The sequence below is a fragment of the Bacteroides acidifaciens genome, assembly GCF_903181435.1.
Classification (GTDB): domain Bacteria; phylum Bacteroidota; class Bacteroidia; order Bacteroidales; family Bacteroidaceae; genus Bacteroides.
Window position 1 is genome coordinate 2,439,035 of the sequence record NZ_CAEUHO010000001.1, and the last position, 16,759, is coordinate 2,455,793.

At 43.3% G+C, this 16,759-nt stretch carries 9 protein-coding genes; all 9 read left to right on the top strand.

Going from position 1 to position 16,759, the window contains the following annotated elements; translation table 11 throughout:
* Positions 1 to 4: 4 nt before the first annotated feature.
* Positions 5 to 3,154, top strand: a complete 3,150-nt coding sequence (locus CLIN57ABFB40_RS10265; RefSeq protein ID WP_175629967.1) for a SusC/RagA family TonB-linked outer membrane protein — start codon at positions 5 to 7, stop codon at positions 3,152 to 3,154.
* Positions 3,155 to 3,168: 14 nt separating this feature from the next.
* Positions 3,169 to 4,869 carry a RagB/SusD family nutrient uptake outer membrane protein gene (locus tag CLIN57ABFB40_RS10270; RefSeq protein WP_175629968.1) on the top strand — a complete coding sequence of 567 codons (1,701 nt, stop codon included), beginning with the start codon at positions 3,169 to 3,171 and terminating at the stop codon, positions 4,867 to 4,869.
* Between the two features lie 187 nt (positions 4,870 to 5,056).
* Positions 5,057 to 6,343 (top strand): DUF4995 domain-containing protein, encoded by a 1,287-nt coding sequence (locus tag CLIN57ABFB40_RS10275; protein ID WP_175629969.1) that lies wholly within the window; start codon positions 5,057 to 5,059, stop codon positions 6,341 to 6,343.
* 28 nt (positions 6,344 to 6,371) lie between these two features.
* Positions 6,372 to 8,372, top strand: coding sequence for a heparin-sulfate lyase HepC (hepC, locus tag CLIN57ABFB40_RS10280; protein ID WP_175629970.1), 2,001 nt, complete (start codon positions 6,372 to 6,374; stop codon positions 8,370 to 8,372).
* 102 nt (positions 8,373 to 8,474) lie between these two features.
* Positions 8,475 to 10,085, top strand: coding sequence for a sulfatase (locus CLIN57ABFB40_RS10285; protein WP_175629971.1), 1,611 nt, complete (start codon positions 8,475 to 8,477; stop codon positions 10,083 to 10,085).
* A gap of 24 nt (positions 10,086 to 10,109) precedes the next feature.
* Complete coding sequence (locus tag CLIN57ABFB40_RS10290) at positions 10,110 to 11,738, top strand: Tat pathway signal sequence (RefSeq protein WP_175629972.1); 1,629 nt, start codon at positions 10,110 to 10,112, stop codon at positions 11,736 to 11,738.
* 44 nt (positions 11,739 to 11,782) lie between these two features.
* The gene (locus CLIN57ABFB40_RS10295; protein ID WP_175629973.1) at positions 11,783 to 12,754 is read left to right on the top strand and encodes an ROK family protein; all 972 of its coding nucleotides are present in this window, start codon (positions 11,783 to 11,785) and stop codon (positions 12,752 to 12,754) included.
* Positions 12,751 to 14,019, top strand: coding sequence for a sugar MFS transporter (locus tag CLIN57ABFB40_RS10300; protein ID WP_175629974.1), 1,269 nt, complete (start codon positions 12,751 to 12,753; stop codon positions 14,017 to 14,019). Before CLIN57ABFB40_RS10295 ends, CLIN57ABFB40_RS10300 begins: the two co-directional genes overlap by 4 nt.
* A 41-nt stretch (positions 14,020 to 14,060) precedes the next feature.
* The gene (locus tag CLIN57ABFB40_RS10305; RefSeq protein WP_175629975.1) at positions 14,061 to 16,682 is read left to right on the top strand and encodes a DUF4962 domain-containing protein; all 2,622 of its coding nucleotides are present in this window, start codon (positions 14,061 to 14,063) and stop codon (positions 16,680 to 16,682) included.
* The last annotated feature ends 77 nt before the right edge of the window (positions 16,683 to 16,759 follow it).

Genomic DNA, 16,759 nt, shown 5'->3' on the forward strand with positions numbered 1-16,759 from the left:
CATTATGCACAATATAATAACAAAAACAATCAGTCAAAGAGGGTTTATTACCCTCTTGGCTCTGATCATGTCAATCAGCTTATATGCTCAGAATATGGTCAAGGGAACAGTGGTTGATGAAACAGATATTCCCCTTATCGGTGCCACCATTATGGTAAAAGGAAATACAGGGGGAACTATTACCGATATTGATGGTAATTTTTCAATCAATGCTAAAAAAGGGGCAGTTATTACAGTTTCTTACATTGGCTATAGGACACATGAAGTAAAATACGAAGGCCAACAAAAACTCAAGATTAAGATGGTGCCTGACAGCAAGGCATTGGACGAAGTTGTAGTTGTAGGTTATGGTTCTATGAAACGTAGCGACCTGACAGGTTCGGTTGCCTCTGTAGCAGCTAAAGATGTAGAAGGATTCCAAAGTAGCTCTGTTCTTGGAGCATTAGGTGGACAGATTGCCGGCGTACAAATTACACAATCAGACGGTGGTCCGGGCTCCGGGTTTAATATCAATATTCGTGGTGTCGGCACCATGACAGGAGATGCATCTCCTCTTTATATCGTTGACGGCTTCGAGGTAGACAATATCGAAAATATTGCAAACTCCGATATTGAATCAATGGAGTTTTTAAAAGATGCATCTTCCTCAGCGATCTACGGTGCACGTGCTGCCAATGGTGTAGTTATGATCACCACTAAATCAGGAAAAGCAGGAAAACCAACAATAACCTATAATGGTTCTGCTAGTTACCGTAAAATTACTAAAAAACTAGATTTGCTTAATCCTTATGAATTTGTAAAACTGCAAAGTGATATTGATCCGAAATATACTGATACATACTATAAGACAGGAAATGATGATAATGGTAATCCACATCGTTTTCAATCATTAGATGAATACATCGGACAAAAAGGTGTAGACTGGCAAGATGAGACATTTAACCCTACATGGTCACAAGATCACAATCTATCTGTCACAGGAGGAAGTGATCAGACAACATACTCTTTCTTGCTTACACGTTACAATGAAAATGGCATCTTCAACAACAGCGGATTCGATAGAACAACCGCCAAGTTCCGTATTAAACAAAAAGTAACAAAAGACATTTCATTTGATGCCACCGTTAACTATGCTCAAACCAACAAAAAGGGTGTGGGTACAACAGCCGACTCCGGTCGTTTCAATATGCTGGCACAAATTTTAAGTGCACGTCCTACCGGCGGTTTAAAACTCACAGACGAAGAGTTACTGGCTTCTGCCATTGACCCGGTAATGTTGGAAGATGGAAGTAGCTTGGCACAAGTGAATCCTGTTAGACAGACAGAATCCGTGACCAATAAAAAAAGATCTGAAATGTGGTCGACTAACGTATCTCTTAACTGGCAAATTATAAAAGGACTAACTTTTAGAACAGCTGCAACCTATAACACAACCAACAGTCGTACTGATAAGTTCTACAAAGATGGTTCCAAAGAAGCTTTCCGTAATGGGCAACAACCTTATGGAGATACACAGATGGGACGTGAATTACGTTGGACGAATTCAAACAACTTGACCTGGAAACAAAAAATCAATAAAAAGAACAGCTACGATGTTATGTTAGGACATGAAATTTCGTATCGTAGTTCTGAATATCTATTGGGACAAGCAATGGACTTCCCATTCGACCATTTAGGTAATAATAATCTAGGATTAGGTGCCACCCCAAGTAAAGTTGCCACTGACTTCGGTGACAAGAAATTACTTTCTTTCTTTGCACGTGGTAACTACAACTATGACAACCGCTATTTATTGACTGCTACAGTACGTGCTGATGGCTCTACAGTATTCTCTAAAAAGAACAAATGGGGTTTTTTCCCTTCTTTCTCAGCAGCTTGGCGTGTGTCGGAAGAAGCATTTATGAAAGATATCGACTATGTCTCTAATTTCAAAGTTCGCTTTGGATGGGGTATCGTAGGAAATGACCGTATCTCCAATTATCTGTCACTAGACTTATACCAAAGTAATAAGTATGGAGTTGGTAATAGTCTGACAACAGTACTTACCCCAAAACAGATCAAGAATCAAAACTTGAAATGGGAAGGTTCTTCCAGTGTCAATCTTGGTATTGATTTAGGTTTCTTTGCTAATCGGCTGAATTTTACAGCAGACTTCTTTATCAAAGATACTAAAGACTTACTATTAGCCCAAGAGTTAGCTCATGTCACAGGCTTCAGCACTCAATATCAAAATATCGGTAAAATCAGAAACAGTGGTATCGAGTTAAGTTTGAGTACAACCAACATTCAAACAAAATCATTCACATGGAATACTAATTTCAATATTTCATTTATCCGTAATGAACTTAGAGCTTTGGAATCAGGAGCTAATTACAAAACAACCCGTTCCGGTTTCGACAGTAACTTCACACAGGATGACTATATTGCAATGGTAGGTTCATCTTTAGGACTGATTTACGGTTATGAGTTCGATGGTATTTATCAAAGTTCAGACTTTTACATCACTCCTGATAATAAATATGTATTGAAAGAAGGTATTGTAAACAACACACGTTATACAGATGCTGACGGATTGAAACCTGGTGTTGTAAAATACAAAGACCAAAATGGTGATGGCATTATCACTACTGCCGACCGTACAGTGATTGGTAATGCAATTCCGAAGTGGTATGGTGGTATTACTAATACTTTCAACTACAAAAATATTGATTTAAGCTTCATGTTACAGTTCAACTATGGTAACGACATTTACAACGCAACGCGATTGTACGCTACACAAACCAGAAGTGGACGTAGAAATATGATGGCAGAAGTTGCTGATCGTTGGACTGAAACCAATGCTTCCAATAAAGTACCTTCAGCCAAAGGTTATGTGACAAATGATGTTTACTCTCGCTTCGTAGAAGATGGTTCTTTCCTTCGTTTAAAAAATATCACACTGGGATATACCCTTCCTCAGAAGTGGACAAAGAAGGCGTATATATCCAGACTGCGTGTTTATGCTAGCGGACAAAATCTATTCTGTGTAAGTGGATATAGCGGATATGATCCTGAAGTTAGTACAGCAGGAAACAACCCGATGACACCTGGCTTAGACTGGGGAGCTTATCCTAAGAGCCGTGTATTTACATTTGGTATTGATCTTCAATTCTAATAAAAATGAACGCAATGAAAAAGATTTTCTATTATATATTACTATCAGCGATGTGCATATTACCTTTTTCGTGCTCGCTTGATGAAGAATCTAGAACAGAAATTGATAAAACTAGATTCATGATGAACGCCCAAGAAGCAGAAACAGTTCTGCTAGGTGTGTATCAAAGTTTAGTTAGTGATGCTATGTATGGCTATAACCTTTCTATCCTGTTCAATCTGGCAACGGATTGCGAACAAGTGGAAGGTAATACAACCGAAAACTACCGTATCATTCCCAGCAATGCATTCAATTCCAGTCAGGCAGAGGTACAAGCAACATGGGCCGCCCTATACAAAGCTATCTATAATGCGAATGATTTTATCGAAATCATACAACAACGTATGAAGATATATACAGAAACGGATAGACAATTGGCTTATTTTTATATTGCAGAAGCAAGAGCTATCCGAGGCATGTGTTATTTCGAATTGGTACGGAGATTTGGCAATGTGCCACTGATGACTAGTACTGCAATGTCAGAACAAGCTCCTAGTACATTTGTACAAGAAAAACCGGAAGTAATTTACGAGTATATTGAGAAAGATTTGATACACGCATCTCAAACTCTTCCGTATGCATCCGAAAATAGCGATAACAAATTCCGTATAACGAAAGGCGCAGCTTTAGGACTACTGACAAAAGTATATGCAACTTGGGCAGGTTATCCTGTAAAAGACGAATCTAAATGGGAAGAAGCTGCTAAGACAGCTAAAGTTTTGGTAGAATCAAAGCAACATAGTTTATTGAATGATTATGAACAGCTATGGATAAATACTTGTAATGGCGTTTGGGATCCGACAGAAAGCCTGATTGAAATCAGTTTCTATAGTCCGACAGCTTCCGGTGGTGCCAGTGATCCCTGTGGACGTATAGGAAAATGGAATGGCGTAAAAACAACAGTAATAGCAGGAGAACGTGGTAGCTGTGCCGGTAACGTAAAAGTTATCCATCCCTTTGTTTTGAAATGGAGAACAAAAGATTTAGCGGAAGGAGAAGAATATAATGAAGAAACAGTAAAAGACAAACGCCTCAATCTTTCTGTTGCAAATTACCAGTACAATCCTACTAAGACTTTATATGCAAAAGGAAAAAGTGATACAGAAGCTAAAGCGATAGAGAATGATCGTAAACCTGATATGAAAAATAAGGAAAAGCAGAATTACACTCCGGCTAAATGGGATATTGAGAAGTATGTACAAAACAAATTAATCAATAACGACAAGTCGAATGTCAACTGGTATTTCTTACGTTATGCCGATGTCTTATTACTATACGCAGAAGCACTGAATGAATGGAAAGGAAGTCCTACACCAGAAGCATATGCTGCGATAAATGAAGTTCGGCGACGTGCTTTTGGAAATAACGACCATGATTTGAAAGGTCTTTCTCCTGAAGAATTCAGACAGGCAGTTCAAGATGAACGTGCTTATGAATTAGCATTTGAAGGACATCGCCGTATGGACTTAGTACGCTGGGGAATTTACTACAAAACAGTAAAAACAACATCAAATGCCATTAATCTTTGGTTTCAAGATAATGACCCTGAAAAAAACAAGCCATATAACACGGCAGGCAGATATACCAAACTAGGTAAACATGAACTTTATCCTATCCCACAACGTGATATGGACTTATGTGAACAATTTGTCCAAAATCCAAATTGGGAACAATAAAAGACTATTAATATCCTCTCCAATATGCCCTATCCAAGGCATATTGGAGAATTTTAAAACCTTTTTCAACAAAATCGAAACTGAAAAAGCAGGGATCAAACACCTTTTGGACAATCCTGCAACGCAAAGTTAAGCCTTTCCGCTACTTTTGTATCAGTTACAAAACTTCTAAAAACAATCACTTAAAATGAATAACATGAAAAAGAAACTTGTTCTCTTTGCTTCGGTTACTATCGCACTTGCATCGTGCCAGACAGCCCCAAAGGAAGACTACAGTTGGATAAAAAAAGGACTGGACGTAGCTTCCGCACAATTACAACTTTCGGCAGAAGAAATTGACGGTACAGGTCAGCTCCCACGTTCTATCCGCACAGGTTATGATATGAATTTCCTTTGCCGCCAGTTGGAAAGAGACTCATTGACTTTCAAAGATTCACTCCGTGCACAACCGACACCCGAACAATTAGGTCAACGCCGTCTTTGCGGTGTTTATGACTGGACAAGCGGTTTCTTCCCCGGTTCTTTGTGGTACGCATACGAACTGACAGGAAATGATACTCTGAAAGCAGAAGCTATCCAATATACCAACCTTCTGAATCCGGTACGCTATTATAAAGGTACACACGACTTGGGATTCATGGTTAATTGCAGCTACGGTAATGCAGAGCGTCTAGCGCCCAATGATACTATCGCAGCAGTAATGAGAGAAACTGCCGATAATCTTTGCGGACGTTTCAACGATTCTATCGGTGCTATCCGTTCATGGGATTTCGGAACATGGAACTTCCCGGTAATCATCGACAACATGATGAACCTCGATCTTCTGTTCAACGTAGCCAAAGCGACAGGTGACAGCAAATACAAAGATATCGCCATCAAGCATGCCATGACTACCATGCACAACCATTTCCGTCCCGACTATACTTGCTGGCATGTAATAAGCTATAACAATGACGGAACTGTTGAACGCAAACAGACTCACCAAGGCAAAAACGATGATTCTTCATGGGCACGCGGACAGGCATGGGCTGTATATGGTTACACAGCTTGCTACCGTGAAACAAATGACAGTACTTTCCTGAACTTCGCTGTTAAAGTGGCGGATATGATTATGGACCGCGTAAAAACAGACGACGCTATTCCTTATTGGGATTACAATGCTCCCGTGACAGAAGAAACTCCACGTGATGCTTCCGCAGCTTCCGTTACCGCTTCTGCCTTGATTGAGCTAAGCACAATGGTTCCTGACGGAAAGAAATACTTGGATTATGCAGAAAAGATACTGAAGAGCTTGTCAAGTGATGCATACTTGGCAAAAGTCGGTGACAACCAGGGATTCATCCTGATGCACTCTGTAGGTTCATTGCCCAACGGTTCTGAAATTGATACTCCGCTGAATTATGCAGACTACTACTATCTGGAAGCATTAAAGAGATTCATGGACTTGAAAGGCATCAACTACAAAAATATCTAAGACATAAAATCATAATACCGAATCTATCATGAATAAAACTTTAAAGTTTATCGTCCTGCTGGCAATCGCTTGTTTTGTAGGCAGAGCTAGCGCTCAAGAGTTGAAAAGCGAAGTATTTTCACTTCTCAACCTCGACTACCCGGGACTGGAAAAAGTAAAAGCCTTACATCAGGAAGGTAAAGACGAAGACGCTGCAAAAGCATTGCTCGACTATTATCGTGCGCGCACTAACGTGAAAACACCGGATATTAACCTGAAAAAAGTTACTATCGGTAAAGAAGAACAGCAATGGGCAGACGACGCATTAAAACATACTTTTTTTGTTCACAAAGGCTATCAACCTTCATACAATTATGGAGAAGATATCAACTGGCAGTACTGGCCGGTGAAAGATAACGAACTGCGTTGGCAGCTTCACCGTCATAAATGGTTCACTCCGATGGGTAAGGCTTATCGTGTATCCGGTGACGAAAAATATGCGAAAGAATGGGCACACCAATACATCGACTGGATTAAAAAGAATCCATTGGTGAAAATGGACAAGAAAGAATATGAAATGGTCAGTGATGGAAAAATCAAAGGCGAATGGGAAAACGTGCGTTTCGCATGGCGTCCTCTGGAAGTGAGCAACCGTCTGCAAGACCAGACTTCACAATTCCAGTTGTTCTTGCCTTCTCCTTCTTTCACTCCGGACTTCCTGACCGAATTCCTTGTGAATTATCATAAGCATGCAGTACATATCTTAGGTAACTACTCCGACAAGGGTAATCACCTGTTGTTTGAAGCTCAGCGTATGATTTATGCAGGTGCTTTCTTCCCTGAATTCAAAGATGCTCCGGCTTGGAGAAAAAGTGGTATTGACATCCTGAACCGCGAAATTCATGTACAGGTATATGAAGACGGCGGACAGTTCGAACTTGACCCTCACTATCACCTTGCTTCAATCAACATTTTCTGCAAGGCATTAGGAATAGCAGATATTAACGGATTCCGCAAGGAATTCCCACAGGATTATCTGGATACTATCGAAAGTATGATTATGTTCTACGCAAACATCTCTTTCCCGGATTACACCAATCCATGTTTCAGCGATGCCAAGTTGACAACAAAGAAAGAAATGGTAAAGAACTACAAGTCATGGAGCAAACTGTTCCCGAAAAACCAGGCTATCAAATACTTTGCAACAGAAGGCAAAGAAGGTGCATTGCCGGATTATATGTCTAAGGGATTCTTGAAATCAGGTTTCTTCGTATTCCGTAATTCTTGGGGAATGGATGCTACCCAAATGGTAGTAAAAGCCGGTCCGAAAGCATTCTGGCACTGCCAGCCGGACAACGGTACTTTCGAACTTTGGTTCAACGGTAAAAACTTGTTCCCGGATTCAGGCTCATATGTATATGCAGGCGAGGGTGAAGTTATGGAGCAACGCAACTGGCATCGTCAGACTTGTGTGCACAATACTGTAACTCTGAACAATAAGAATCTGGATGTTACACAGTCTGTTACTAAACTCTGGCAGCCGGAAGGAGCAATCCAAACTTTGGTTACTGAAAACCCAAGTTACAAAAACCTGAAACACCGCCGTTCTGTATTCTTCGTTGACAACACTTACTTTGTAATTGTAGACGAAATGACAGGCAGCGCCAAAGGTTCTATCAACCTTCACTATCAAATGCCGAAGGGGGAAATCGCCAACAGCCGCGAAGACATGACATTCCTTACTCAGTTTGAGGATGGAAGCAACATGAAACTGCAATGTTTCGGTCCTGACGGCATGAGTATGAAAAAAGAACCCGGATGGTGTTCAACAGCTTATCGCAAACGTTACAAACGTATGAACGTATCGTTCAACGTAAGAAAAGACGGTGAAGAAGCTGTACGTTATATCACTGTTATCTACCCGGTTAAGAAGAGCGCAGATGCCCCTAAGTTTGCTGCTAAATTCAAGAACAAAGCGTTCGACGAAAACGGACTGGAAGTAGAAGTGAAAGTGAACGGAAAGAAACAGTCATTAAAATATAAACTCTGATAAAAAGGCATTTATCATCAATGCCGTTCGGAGCATAAGCAAAGAATCTCTTCTCTTTATACATAGAGAGGAGATTCTTCTCCCTAAAAAAATACCCTTATTATGAGAAACAATCCCTCTACCCTACTCCTTCCATTGGCTGCATTAAGCCTCGCTTCCTGCGGCAATTCAAAGAAAGAAGAAACTAAACGCCCGAACATCATCTTTATGATGACGGACGACCATACCACCCAAGCGATGTCCTGCTATGGTGGAAACTTAATCCAGACTCCTAACATGGACCGGATTGCTAACGAAGGTATCCGTTTTGACAACTGTTATGCAGTCAACGCCCTCTCCGGCCCTTCACGCGCTTGTATCCTCACCGGCAAATTCAGCCACGAAAACGGTTTTACTGATAACGCAAGTACATTCAACGGTGACCAGCAGACATTCCCCAAACTTCTCCAACAAGCCGGATACCAGACCGCAATGATTGGTAAATGGCATCTTATCAGCGAACCGCAAGGTTTCGACCATTGGAGCATCCTCAGCGGTCAGCATGAACAAGGCGACTACTACGACCCCGACTTTTGGGAAGACGGCAAGCATATCGTAGAAAAGGGATATGCAACGGATATTATCACTGACAAAGCTATCAAGTTCCTCGAAGGCCGCGATAAAAATAAACCGTTCTGCATGATGTATCATCAGAAAGCACCGCACCGCAACTGGATGCCTGCTCCCCGTTATCTCGGCATCTTCAACAATACCACTTTCCCGGAACCCGCCAATCTGTTCGACGATTACGAAGGTCGTGGAAGGGCAGCCCGTGAACAAGACCTGTCTATCGAGCACACACTGACGAATGACTGGGACCTCAAACTACTGACCCGCGAAGAGATGCTGAAAGATACGACAAACCGCCTTTACAGCGTGTATAAACGTATGCCTCTCGAAGTACAGGATAAATGGGATTCTGTATATGCACAGCGCATCGCAGAATATCGTAAAGGCGACTTGAAGGGCAAAGCATTAATCAGTTGGAAGTATCAACAGTATATGCGCGACTATCTGGCTACCACATTAGCGGTAGATGAAAATATCGGTCGCCTGATGAATTACCTCGAAAAAATCGGCGAACTGGACAATACTATTATCGTCTACACTTCCGACCAGGGTTTCTTCCTTGGCGAACACGGTTGGTTTGACAAACGCTTCATGTACGAAGAGTGTCAACGCATGCCGCTTATTATCCGCTATCCGAAAGCTATCAAAGCAGGAAGCACCAGCAACGCCATCAGCATGAACGTAGACTTCGCCCCTACTTTCCTCGACTTTGCCGGAGTGGAAATCCCGTCTGATATCCAAGGCGCATCCTTGAAACCGATATTGACAAGCGAAGGCAAAACTCCTGCCGACTGGCGTAAAGCCGCTTATTACCATTACTACGAATACCCTGCCGAACATTCTGTAAAACGCCACTACGGTATCCGTACACAAGATTTCAAACTCATTCATTTCTATAACGACATCGACGAATGGGAAATGTATGATATGAAAGCTGACCCAAAAGAAATGAACAATGTCTTCGGCAAACCGGAATATGCTGAAAAACAAAAAGAGCTGATGCAACTGCTTCAGGAAACTCAAAAACAGTATAAAGATACGGACCCGGATGAAAAGGAAAAGGTTCTTTTCAAAGGTGACAGAAGACTGATGAAGAATAGATAAAGATTAACCAAAAACAATTATATCATGGACAGAAGAAGTTTTTTAAAAAACACAGGATGGTCTTTCCTCGGATTGGCCGCTTCGGGCAGTTTACTGGGAGCTTGCGCACCGGGAAGCAAGGATGCCAAGAAAATCATGCCTTCAGCAAGCAACCTCAAAATGTATTGGGGCGACTTACATAACCACTGTAACATCACATACGGACACGGCGACATGCGCGACGCTTTCGAAGCGGCGAAAGGACAATTGGATTTTGTCAGTGTAACCCCTCATGCCATGTGGCCGGATATTCCTGGCACGGACGACCCTCGTCTGAAATGGGTAATCGACTACCACACAGGTGCTTTCAAACGTTTACGTGAAGGCGGTTACGAGAAATATGTAAAAATGACGAATGAGTACAACAAGGAAGGTGAATTCCTTACTTTCGTAGGATACGAAGCTCATAGCATGGAACACGGGGATCATGTTGCACTGAACTATGATTTGGATGCACCGCTTGTAGAATGTACTTCAATCGAGGACTGGAAAGAAAAGGCTAAAGGACATAAGGTATTCGTTACTCCGCACCACATGGGATACCAGGGCGGCTACCGCGGTTACAACTGGAAATGTTTTACCGAAGGTGATATTACTCCGTTCGTAGAAATGTACTCCCGCCACGGTTTGGCAGAAAGCGACCAGGGCGATTACCCTTATCTGCACGATATGGGACCACGCCAATGGGAAGGAACCATCCAATATGGTCTTGAATTAGGTAATAAATTCGGTATCATGGCTTCCACCGACCAACACTCCGGTTATCCGGGAAGTTATGGCGACGGACGTATCGGCGTACTGGCTCCGTCACTGACTCGTGACGCTATCTGGGAAGCGCTCCGCACCCGTCACGTATGCGCTGCGACAGGTGATAAGATTCTTATAGATTTCCGTTTGAACGATGCTCTTATGGGAGATGTAGTCCGTGGCAACAGCCGTCGCATCTATCTGAACGTAACGGGCGAAAGCTGTATCGACTATGTAGATATTGTAAAGAACGGCCAGATTCTGGCTCGCATGAACGGTCCGTTGACTCCGGTTGCCCCGGAAGGCGATACGGTACGTTGCAAAGTGAAAGTAGATTTCGGTTGGAACCGTGAAGAGCAATACGTACATTGGCAAGGCAAATTGTCATTAGACAAAGGACAGCTCCATAGCGTCACTCCTTGTTTCCGCGGCGCAGCCTTCACTTCTCCGCAAGAAGGTGAAACTGAGTTCCACACACATGTCAACCGCATCGTATCTGTCGGCAATAAAGAAACCGAACTGGATATGTATAGCAGCAAAAACCCGAACACGACGACTGCGGCCATGCAAGCTGTAATCCTTGATGTTGAGATGCCGAAAGACGGTAAGATTATCGCAGAGTTCAACGGCAAGAAGTTTGAGCATACATTGGGCGAATTGCTCGAAGGCTCACGTTCGCACTTCATGATTGGCTGGTTGAGCGAAGCAATCCTCTTCAACCGTGCAATGCCGGAAAGCTGCTTCACAGTAGAGCACTACATGGAAGACAAGGAGCCTCAACGCGATACGGATTATTACTATGTACGCGTCCGCCAACGTGACGGACAATGGGCTTGGAGTTCACCCATCTGGGCAGAAAGAGTGTGATTTTCAAGTATTAAGAAATAAGTATCAAGCATTACTTTGCAGATATGGAAAAAGAATACGCTATAGGGATAGACCTTGGCGGAACTTCTGTGAAATACGCCCTTATTGATAATGAAGGCGTATTTCATTTTCAAGGGAAGTTGCCGTCGAAAGCTGATGTATCAGCAGAAGCTGTCATCGGGCAGTTGATTACCGCCATCAATGAAGTGAAGGCTTTTGCAGAAAAGCAAGGAGTCAAGGTGGACGGTATAGGAATCGGAACACCGGGAATCGTGGACTGTACGAACCGTATTGTTCTGGGTGGCGCGGAAAATATCAAAGGCTGGGAAAACCTGCACTTGGCAGACCGCATTGAATCGGAAACCGATATTCCGGCTTTATTGGGAAATGACGCAAACCTGATGGGATTGGGAGAAACGATGTACGGAGCCGGTCAAGGCTCGACTCACGTTGTGTTCTTAACGGTAGGAACCGGCATCGGCGGTGCGGTAGTCATTGACGGCAAACTGTTCAATGGTTATGCCAACCGCGGAACGGAATTGGGACATGTACCTTTAATTGCCAATGGCGAGCCTTGCGCCTGTGGTTCTGTCGGCTGCCTGGAACATTATGCTTCCACTTCAGCTTTGGTGAGACGTTTCAGCCAACGGATAGCGGAAGCCGGCATTTCTTATCCGGGTGAAGAAATCAACGGAGAATTGATTGTACGTCTTTACAAGGAAGGCGACAGGATTGCGACTGAATCTCTCGAAGAACATTGTGACTTCCTGGGACATGGTATTGCCGGATTTATCAATATCTTCAGCCCGCAAAAGGTTGTAATCGGCGGCGGACTTTCTGAAGCCGGAGACTTCTATATCCGGAAAGTCAGTGAGAAAGCTCACCGCTATGCCATCTCCGACTGTGCCGTGAATACGGAAATCATGGCTGCCGCATTAGGCAACAAAGCCGGAAGTATCGGCGCCGCCTCACTTGTATTTACTCAATTTTCCGCTCCCAATCTAATTAAATTATGAAAAGAAATTTAGGAATGCTGGCGCTGATTATGGCGTTCTGGTTCACCATCTCATTTATCACTAATATCCTGGGACCACTCATTCCGGACATTATTCACAATTTCAACCTGAGCGACCTGGCGATGGCGGGATTTATCCCGACTTCTTTCTTCCTGGCTTACGCCATCATGTCCATCCCTACCGGACTGCTTATCGACCGCTTCGGTGAAAAGCCGGTACTATTCGGTGGATTCCTGATGCCGTTTATCGGAACAATCCTGTTTGCCTGCATGCACACCTATCCGATGTTGCTGGCTTCTTCTTTCATTATCGGACTGGGAATGGCCATGTTGCAAACTGTATTGAATCCGCTTCAACGCACCGTAGGCGGCGAAGAAAACTATGCTTTTGTTGCCGAACTGGCACAATTCATGTTTGGAATCGCTTCTTTCCTGAGCCCATTGGTATATACGTACCTGATTCGGGAACTCGACCCTGTGACTTATACAGCCGGAAAAGGTTTCTTTATTGATTTACTGGCAGACGTAACCCCACGTGAAATGCCTTGGGTATCTCTTTACTGGGTATTCGCATTGATTCTGCTGGTAATGTTGATTGCTGTCAGTGTATCCCGTTTCCCGAAAATCGAATTGAAAGAAGACGAGAAAAGCGGTTCCAAGGACTCATACCTGGCTTTATTCAAACAGAAATATGTCTGGTTGTTTTTCCTGGGAATCTTCTGCTATGTAAGTACGGAACAGGGAACTTCTATCTTTATGAGCACGTTCCTTGAACAGTATCATGGAGTAAATCCGCAGACTGACGGTGCACAAGCCGTAAGCTACTTTTGGGGATTGATGACTGCCGGCTGTCTGGTAGGCATGGTGTTATTGAAGCTGATTGACAGCAAACGATTGTTGCAGCTCTCAGGGGTATTGACGATTGTATTGTTGCTCGCTGCACTGTTCGGAAACAAAGAAGTATCGTTGATTGCCTTCCCTGCTATCGGATTTAGCATTTCGATGATGTATTCCATCGTATTCTCATTGGCACTGAATTCCGCCTCACAACATCATGGTTCTTTTGCCGGTATCTTGTGTTCGGCAATCGTAGGCGGAGCCGGTGGCCCGATGATTGTCAGTACAATAGCGGATGCGACATCACTTCGCACAGGTATGCTGTTTATCCTCGTTTTTGTAGGATACATCACCTTTATCGGTTTCTGGGCTCGCCCACTGATTAATAACAAGACCGTTCGTCTGAAAGACTTGTTCAAACAACGTTGAACGCTGAACAACAAACGACGAATAAAAAAATGCAAAGTTATATGATGAAACAACGAATATCTATTTTTCTCTTGTTCACCATTCTGCTATCCGCCAACGGGTATGCGCAGAAAGGCATCATGCATCTGAGTCAGCAGACACTGATGCACGAAGTTCGCGAAACGTCTTCCCCATTGGACGGACAGCATATAGCAGTCAATCCGCCACGTTTCATGTGGCCGGACAAGTTTCCTCATCTCGGCGCTGTTCTCGATGGTGTGGAAGAAGAGGATTACAAGCCGGAAGTGACTTACCGTATCCGCATTGCACGCGATCCGGAATTCAAGTCGGAGGTAATCACTGCGGAAAGGAAGTGGGCTTTCTTCAATCCTTTCAAATTATTCGAAAAAGGGAAATGGTATTGGCAACACGCTTATGTAGATAAAGACGGAAAGGAAGAATGGTCGCCTGTTTATCATTTTTATGTAGACAACAAGACACGCACGTTCAATCCGCCTTCATTGCAGGAAGTATTGGCTAAATTGCCCCAAAAACATCCCCGCATCCTGCTCGATGCCAACGACTGGGACAACATCATCGAACGGAACAAGAATAATCCGAAAGCACAGGCGTACATCACGAAAGCCAATAAATGCCTCAACCACCCGTTGAAGCATTTGGAAGAAGAGATTGATACGACGCAAGTTGTCAAGTTGACCAATATAGTGCAATATCGTTCCGCTCTGATTCGGGAAAGTCGTAAGATTGTAGACCGTGAAGAAGCGAATATCGAAGCGATGGTACGTGCCTATCTGCTGACTAAAGATGACGTGTATTATAAAGAAGGTATCAAACGCCTTTCCGAAATTCTTTCCTGGAAAAACAGCAAATATTTTGCAGGAGACTTCAATCGTTCCACTATCCTGTCCATGAGCACTTCGGCTTATGACGCATGGTACAATCTGCTGACACCGGAAGAGAAGAAGTTGCTTTTGAAAACTATCCGTGACAACGGCAAGAAGTTCTATCACGAATACGTCAACCATCTCGAAAACCGTATTGCCGACAACCACGTTTGGCAAATGACATTCCGTATTCTGAATATGGCAGCCTTTGCTACGTATGGCGAACTCCCGATGGCTTCCACTTGGGTGGACTATTGCTACAACGAGTGGGTATCCCGTCTGCCGGGACTGAACACCGACGGCGGATGGCACAACGGCGATTCTTATTTTCATGTCAATCTCCGTACATTGATCGAAGTCCCCGCTTTCTACTCCCGTATCAGCGGATTCGACTTCTTTGCCGACCCTTGGTATAACAATAACGCACTTTACGTTATTTACCAGCAACCGCCATTCTCGAAATCTGCCGGACAAGGCAATTCACATGAAACGAAGATGAAACCGAACGGTACACGGGTAGGTTATGCGGACGCATTGGCACGCGAATGTAACAACCCTTGGGCAGCCGCTTATGTACGCACTATTTTGCAGAAAGAACCGGATATTATGAAGAAAACATTCTTAGGAAAATCCGGTGACTTGACTTGGTATCGTTGTACGACAAGGAAATCCTTACCGAAAGAGGAACACTCATTGGCAGAACTTCCCATGACAAAGGTATTCAACGAAACAGGAATAGCAACGATGCATACTTCTTTGGGAGACATAGACAAGAATGCAATGTTGTCATTCCGTTCCAGTCCTTATGGTTCCACTTCCCATGCACTTGCCAATCAGAATGCTTTCAATACTTTCTATGGCGGCAAAGCTATTTTCTACAGTAGCGGACACCGTACGGGATTCACAGACGACCATTGCATGTATTCGTACCGTAATACACGTGCACATAATAGCATGCTGGTCAACGGAATGACCCAGAAGATAGGAACGGAAGGATACGGATGGATTCCACGCTGGTATGAAGGGGAAAAGATTTCGTACATGGTTGGCGATGCTTCCAATGCTTATGGCAAAGTGACCTCTCCCCTATGGTTGAAACGCGGTGAATTGTCCGGCACTCAATACACGCCTGCGAAAGGTTGGGACGAGAACAAAGTAGATATGTTCCGTCGCCACATCATTCAATTGGGAACTACCGGAGTTTTTGTGATTTATGATGAATTGGAAGGAAAAGAAGCCGTCACATGGAGTTATCTTTTACATACCGTAGAACTGCCTATGGAAATACAGGAACTGACGAATGAAGTGAAAGTTATTGGTAAGAATAAAGCCGGAGGTGTCTCTGTTGCCCATCTTTTCAGTTCGGCAAAAACGGAACAAGCGATGGTAGATACTTTCTTCTGTGCGCCAACCAACTGGAAAAATGTGACGAACGCACAAGGGAAAGCGTTGAAATATCCTAATCACTGGCATTTCTCTTCTACAACAGTTCCGTGTAAAACCGCCCGTTTCCTGACAGTGATGGATACGCATGGAAAGAACCGCCCGGATATGCAGGTAGTTCGCAAAGGTAATACCATTCAGGTAGGCGACTGGACTATTACTTGTAACCTGACTGAAAAAGGGAAAGCCGCCATCTATGTAAGCAATAAAACGGAAAAAGTTTCTTTAAACTATGATGCCGGTAAAAAGGAAGGTGCAACGATAGTCACAGATCAGGTAAAAGGCAAACAGGTTAACAAAGTCCTGACAGACTATTTACCGGATTTTGAGATTTAATTTCTCCCCGCTTTAGATGAAGAAACATATACTCCTATAAAAACGTTATATTTGCAGAGTAAAATTAAATAAAGAAG

Coding starts and splice junctions, on each gene's coding strand:
- CLIN57ABFB40_RS10265 (WP_175629967.1), top strand. CDS start 5: ATGCACAATATAATAACAAAAACAATCAGTCAAAGAGGGTTTATTACC.
- CLIN57ABFB40_RS10270 (WP_175629968.1), top strand. CDS start 3,169: ATGAAAAAGATTTTCTATTATATATTACTATCAGCGATGTGCATATTA.
- CLIN57ABFB40_RS10275 (WP_175629969.1), top strand. CDS start 5,057: ATGAATAACATGAAAAAGAAACTTGTTCTCTTTGCTTCGGTTACTATC.
- hepC (WP_175629970.1), top strand. CDS start 6,372: ATGAATAAAACTTTAAAGTTTATCGTCCTGCTGGCAATCGCTTGTTTT.
- CLIN57ABFB40_RS10285 (WP_175629971.1), top strand. CDS start 8,475: ATGAGAAACAATCCCTCTACCCTACTCCTTCCATTGGCTGCATTAAGC.
- CLIN57ABFB40_RS10290 (WP_175629972.1), top strand. CDS start 10,110: ATGGACAGAAGAAGTTTTTTAAAAAACACAGGATGGTCTTTCCTCGGA.
- CLIN57ABFB40_RS10295 (WP_175629973.1), top strand. CDS start 11,783: ATGGAAAAAGAATACGCTATAGGGATAGACCTTGGCGGAACTTCTGTG.
- CLIN57ABFB40_RS10300 (WP_175629974.1), top strand. CDS start 12,751: ATGAAAAGAAATTTAGGAATGCTGGCGCTGATTATGGCGTTCTGGTTC.
- CLIN57ABFB40_RS10305 (WP_175629975.1), top strand. CDS start 14,061: ATGATGAAACAACGAATATCTATTTTTCTCTTGTTCACCATTCTGCTA.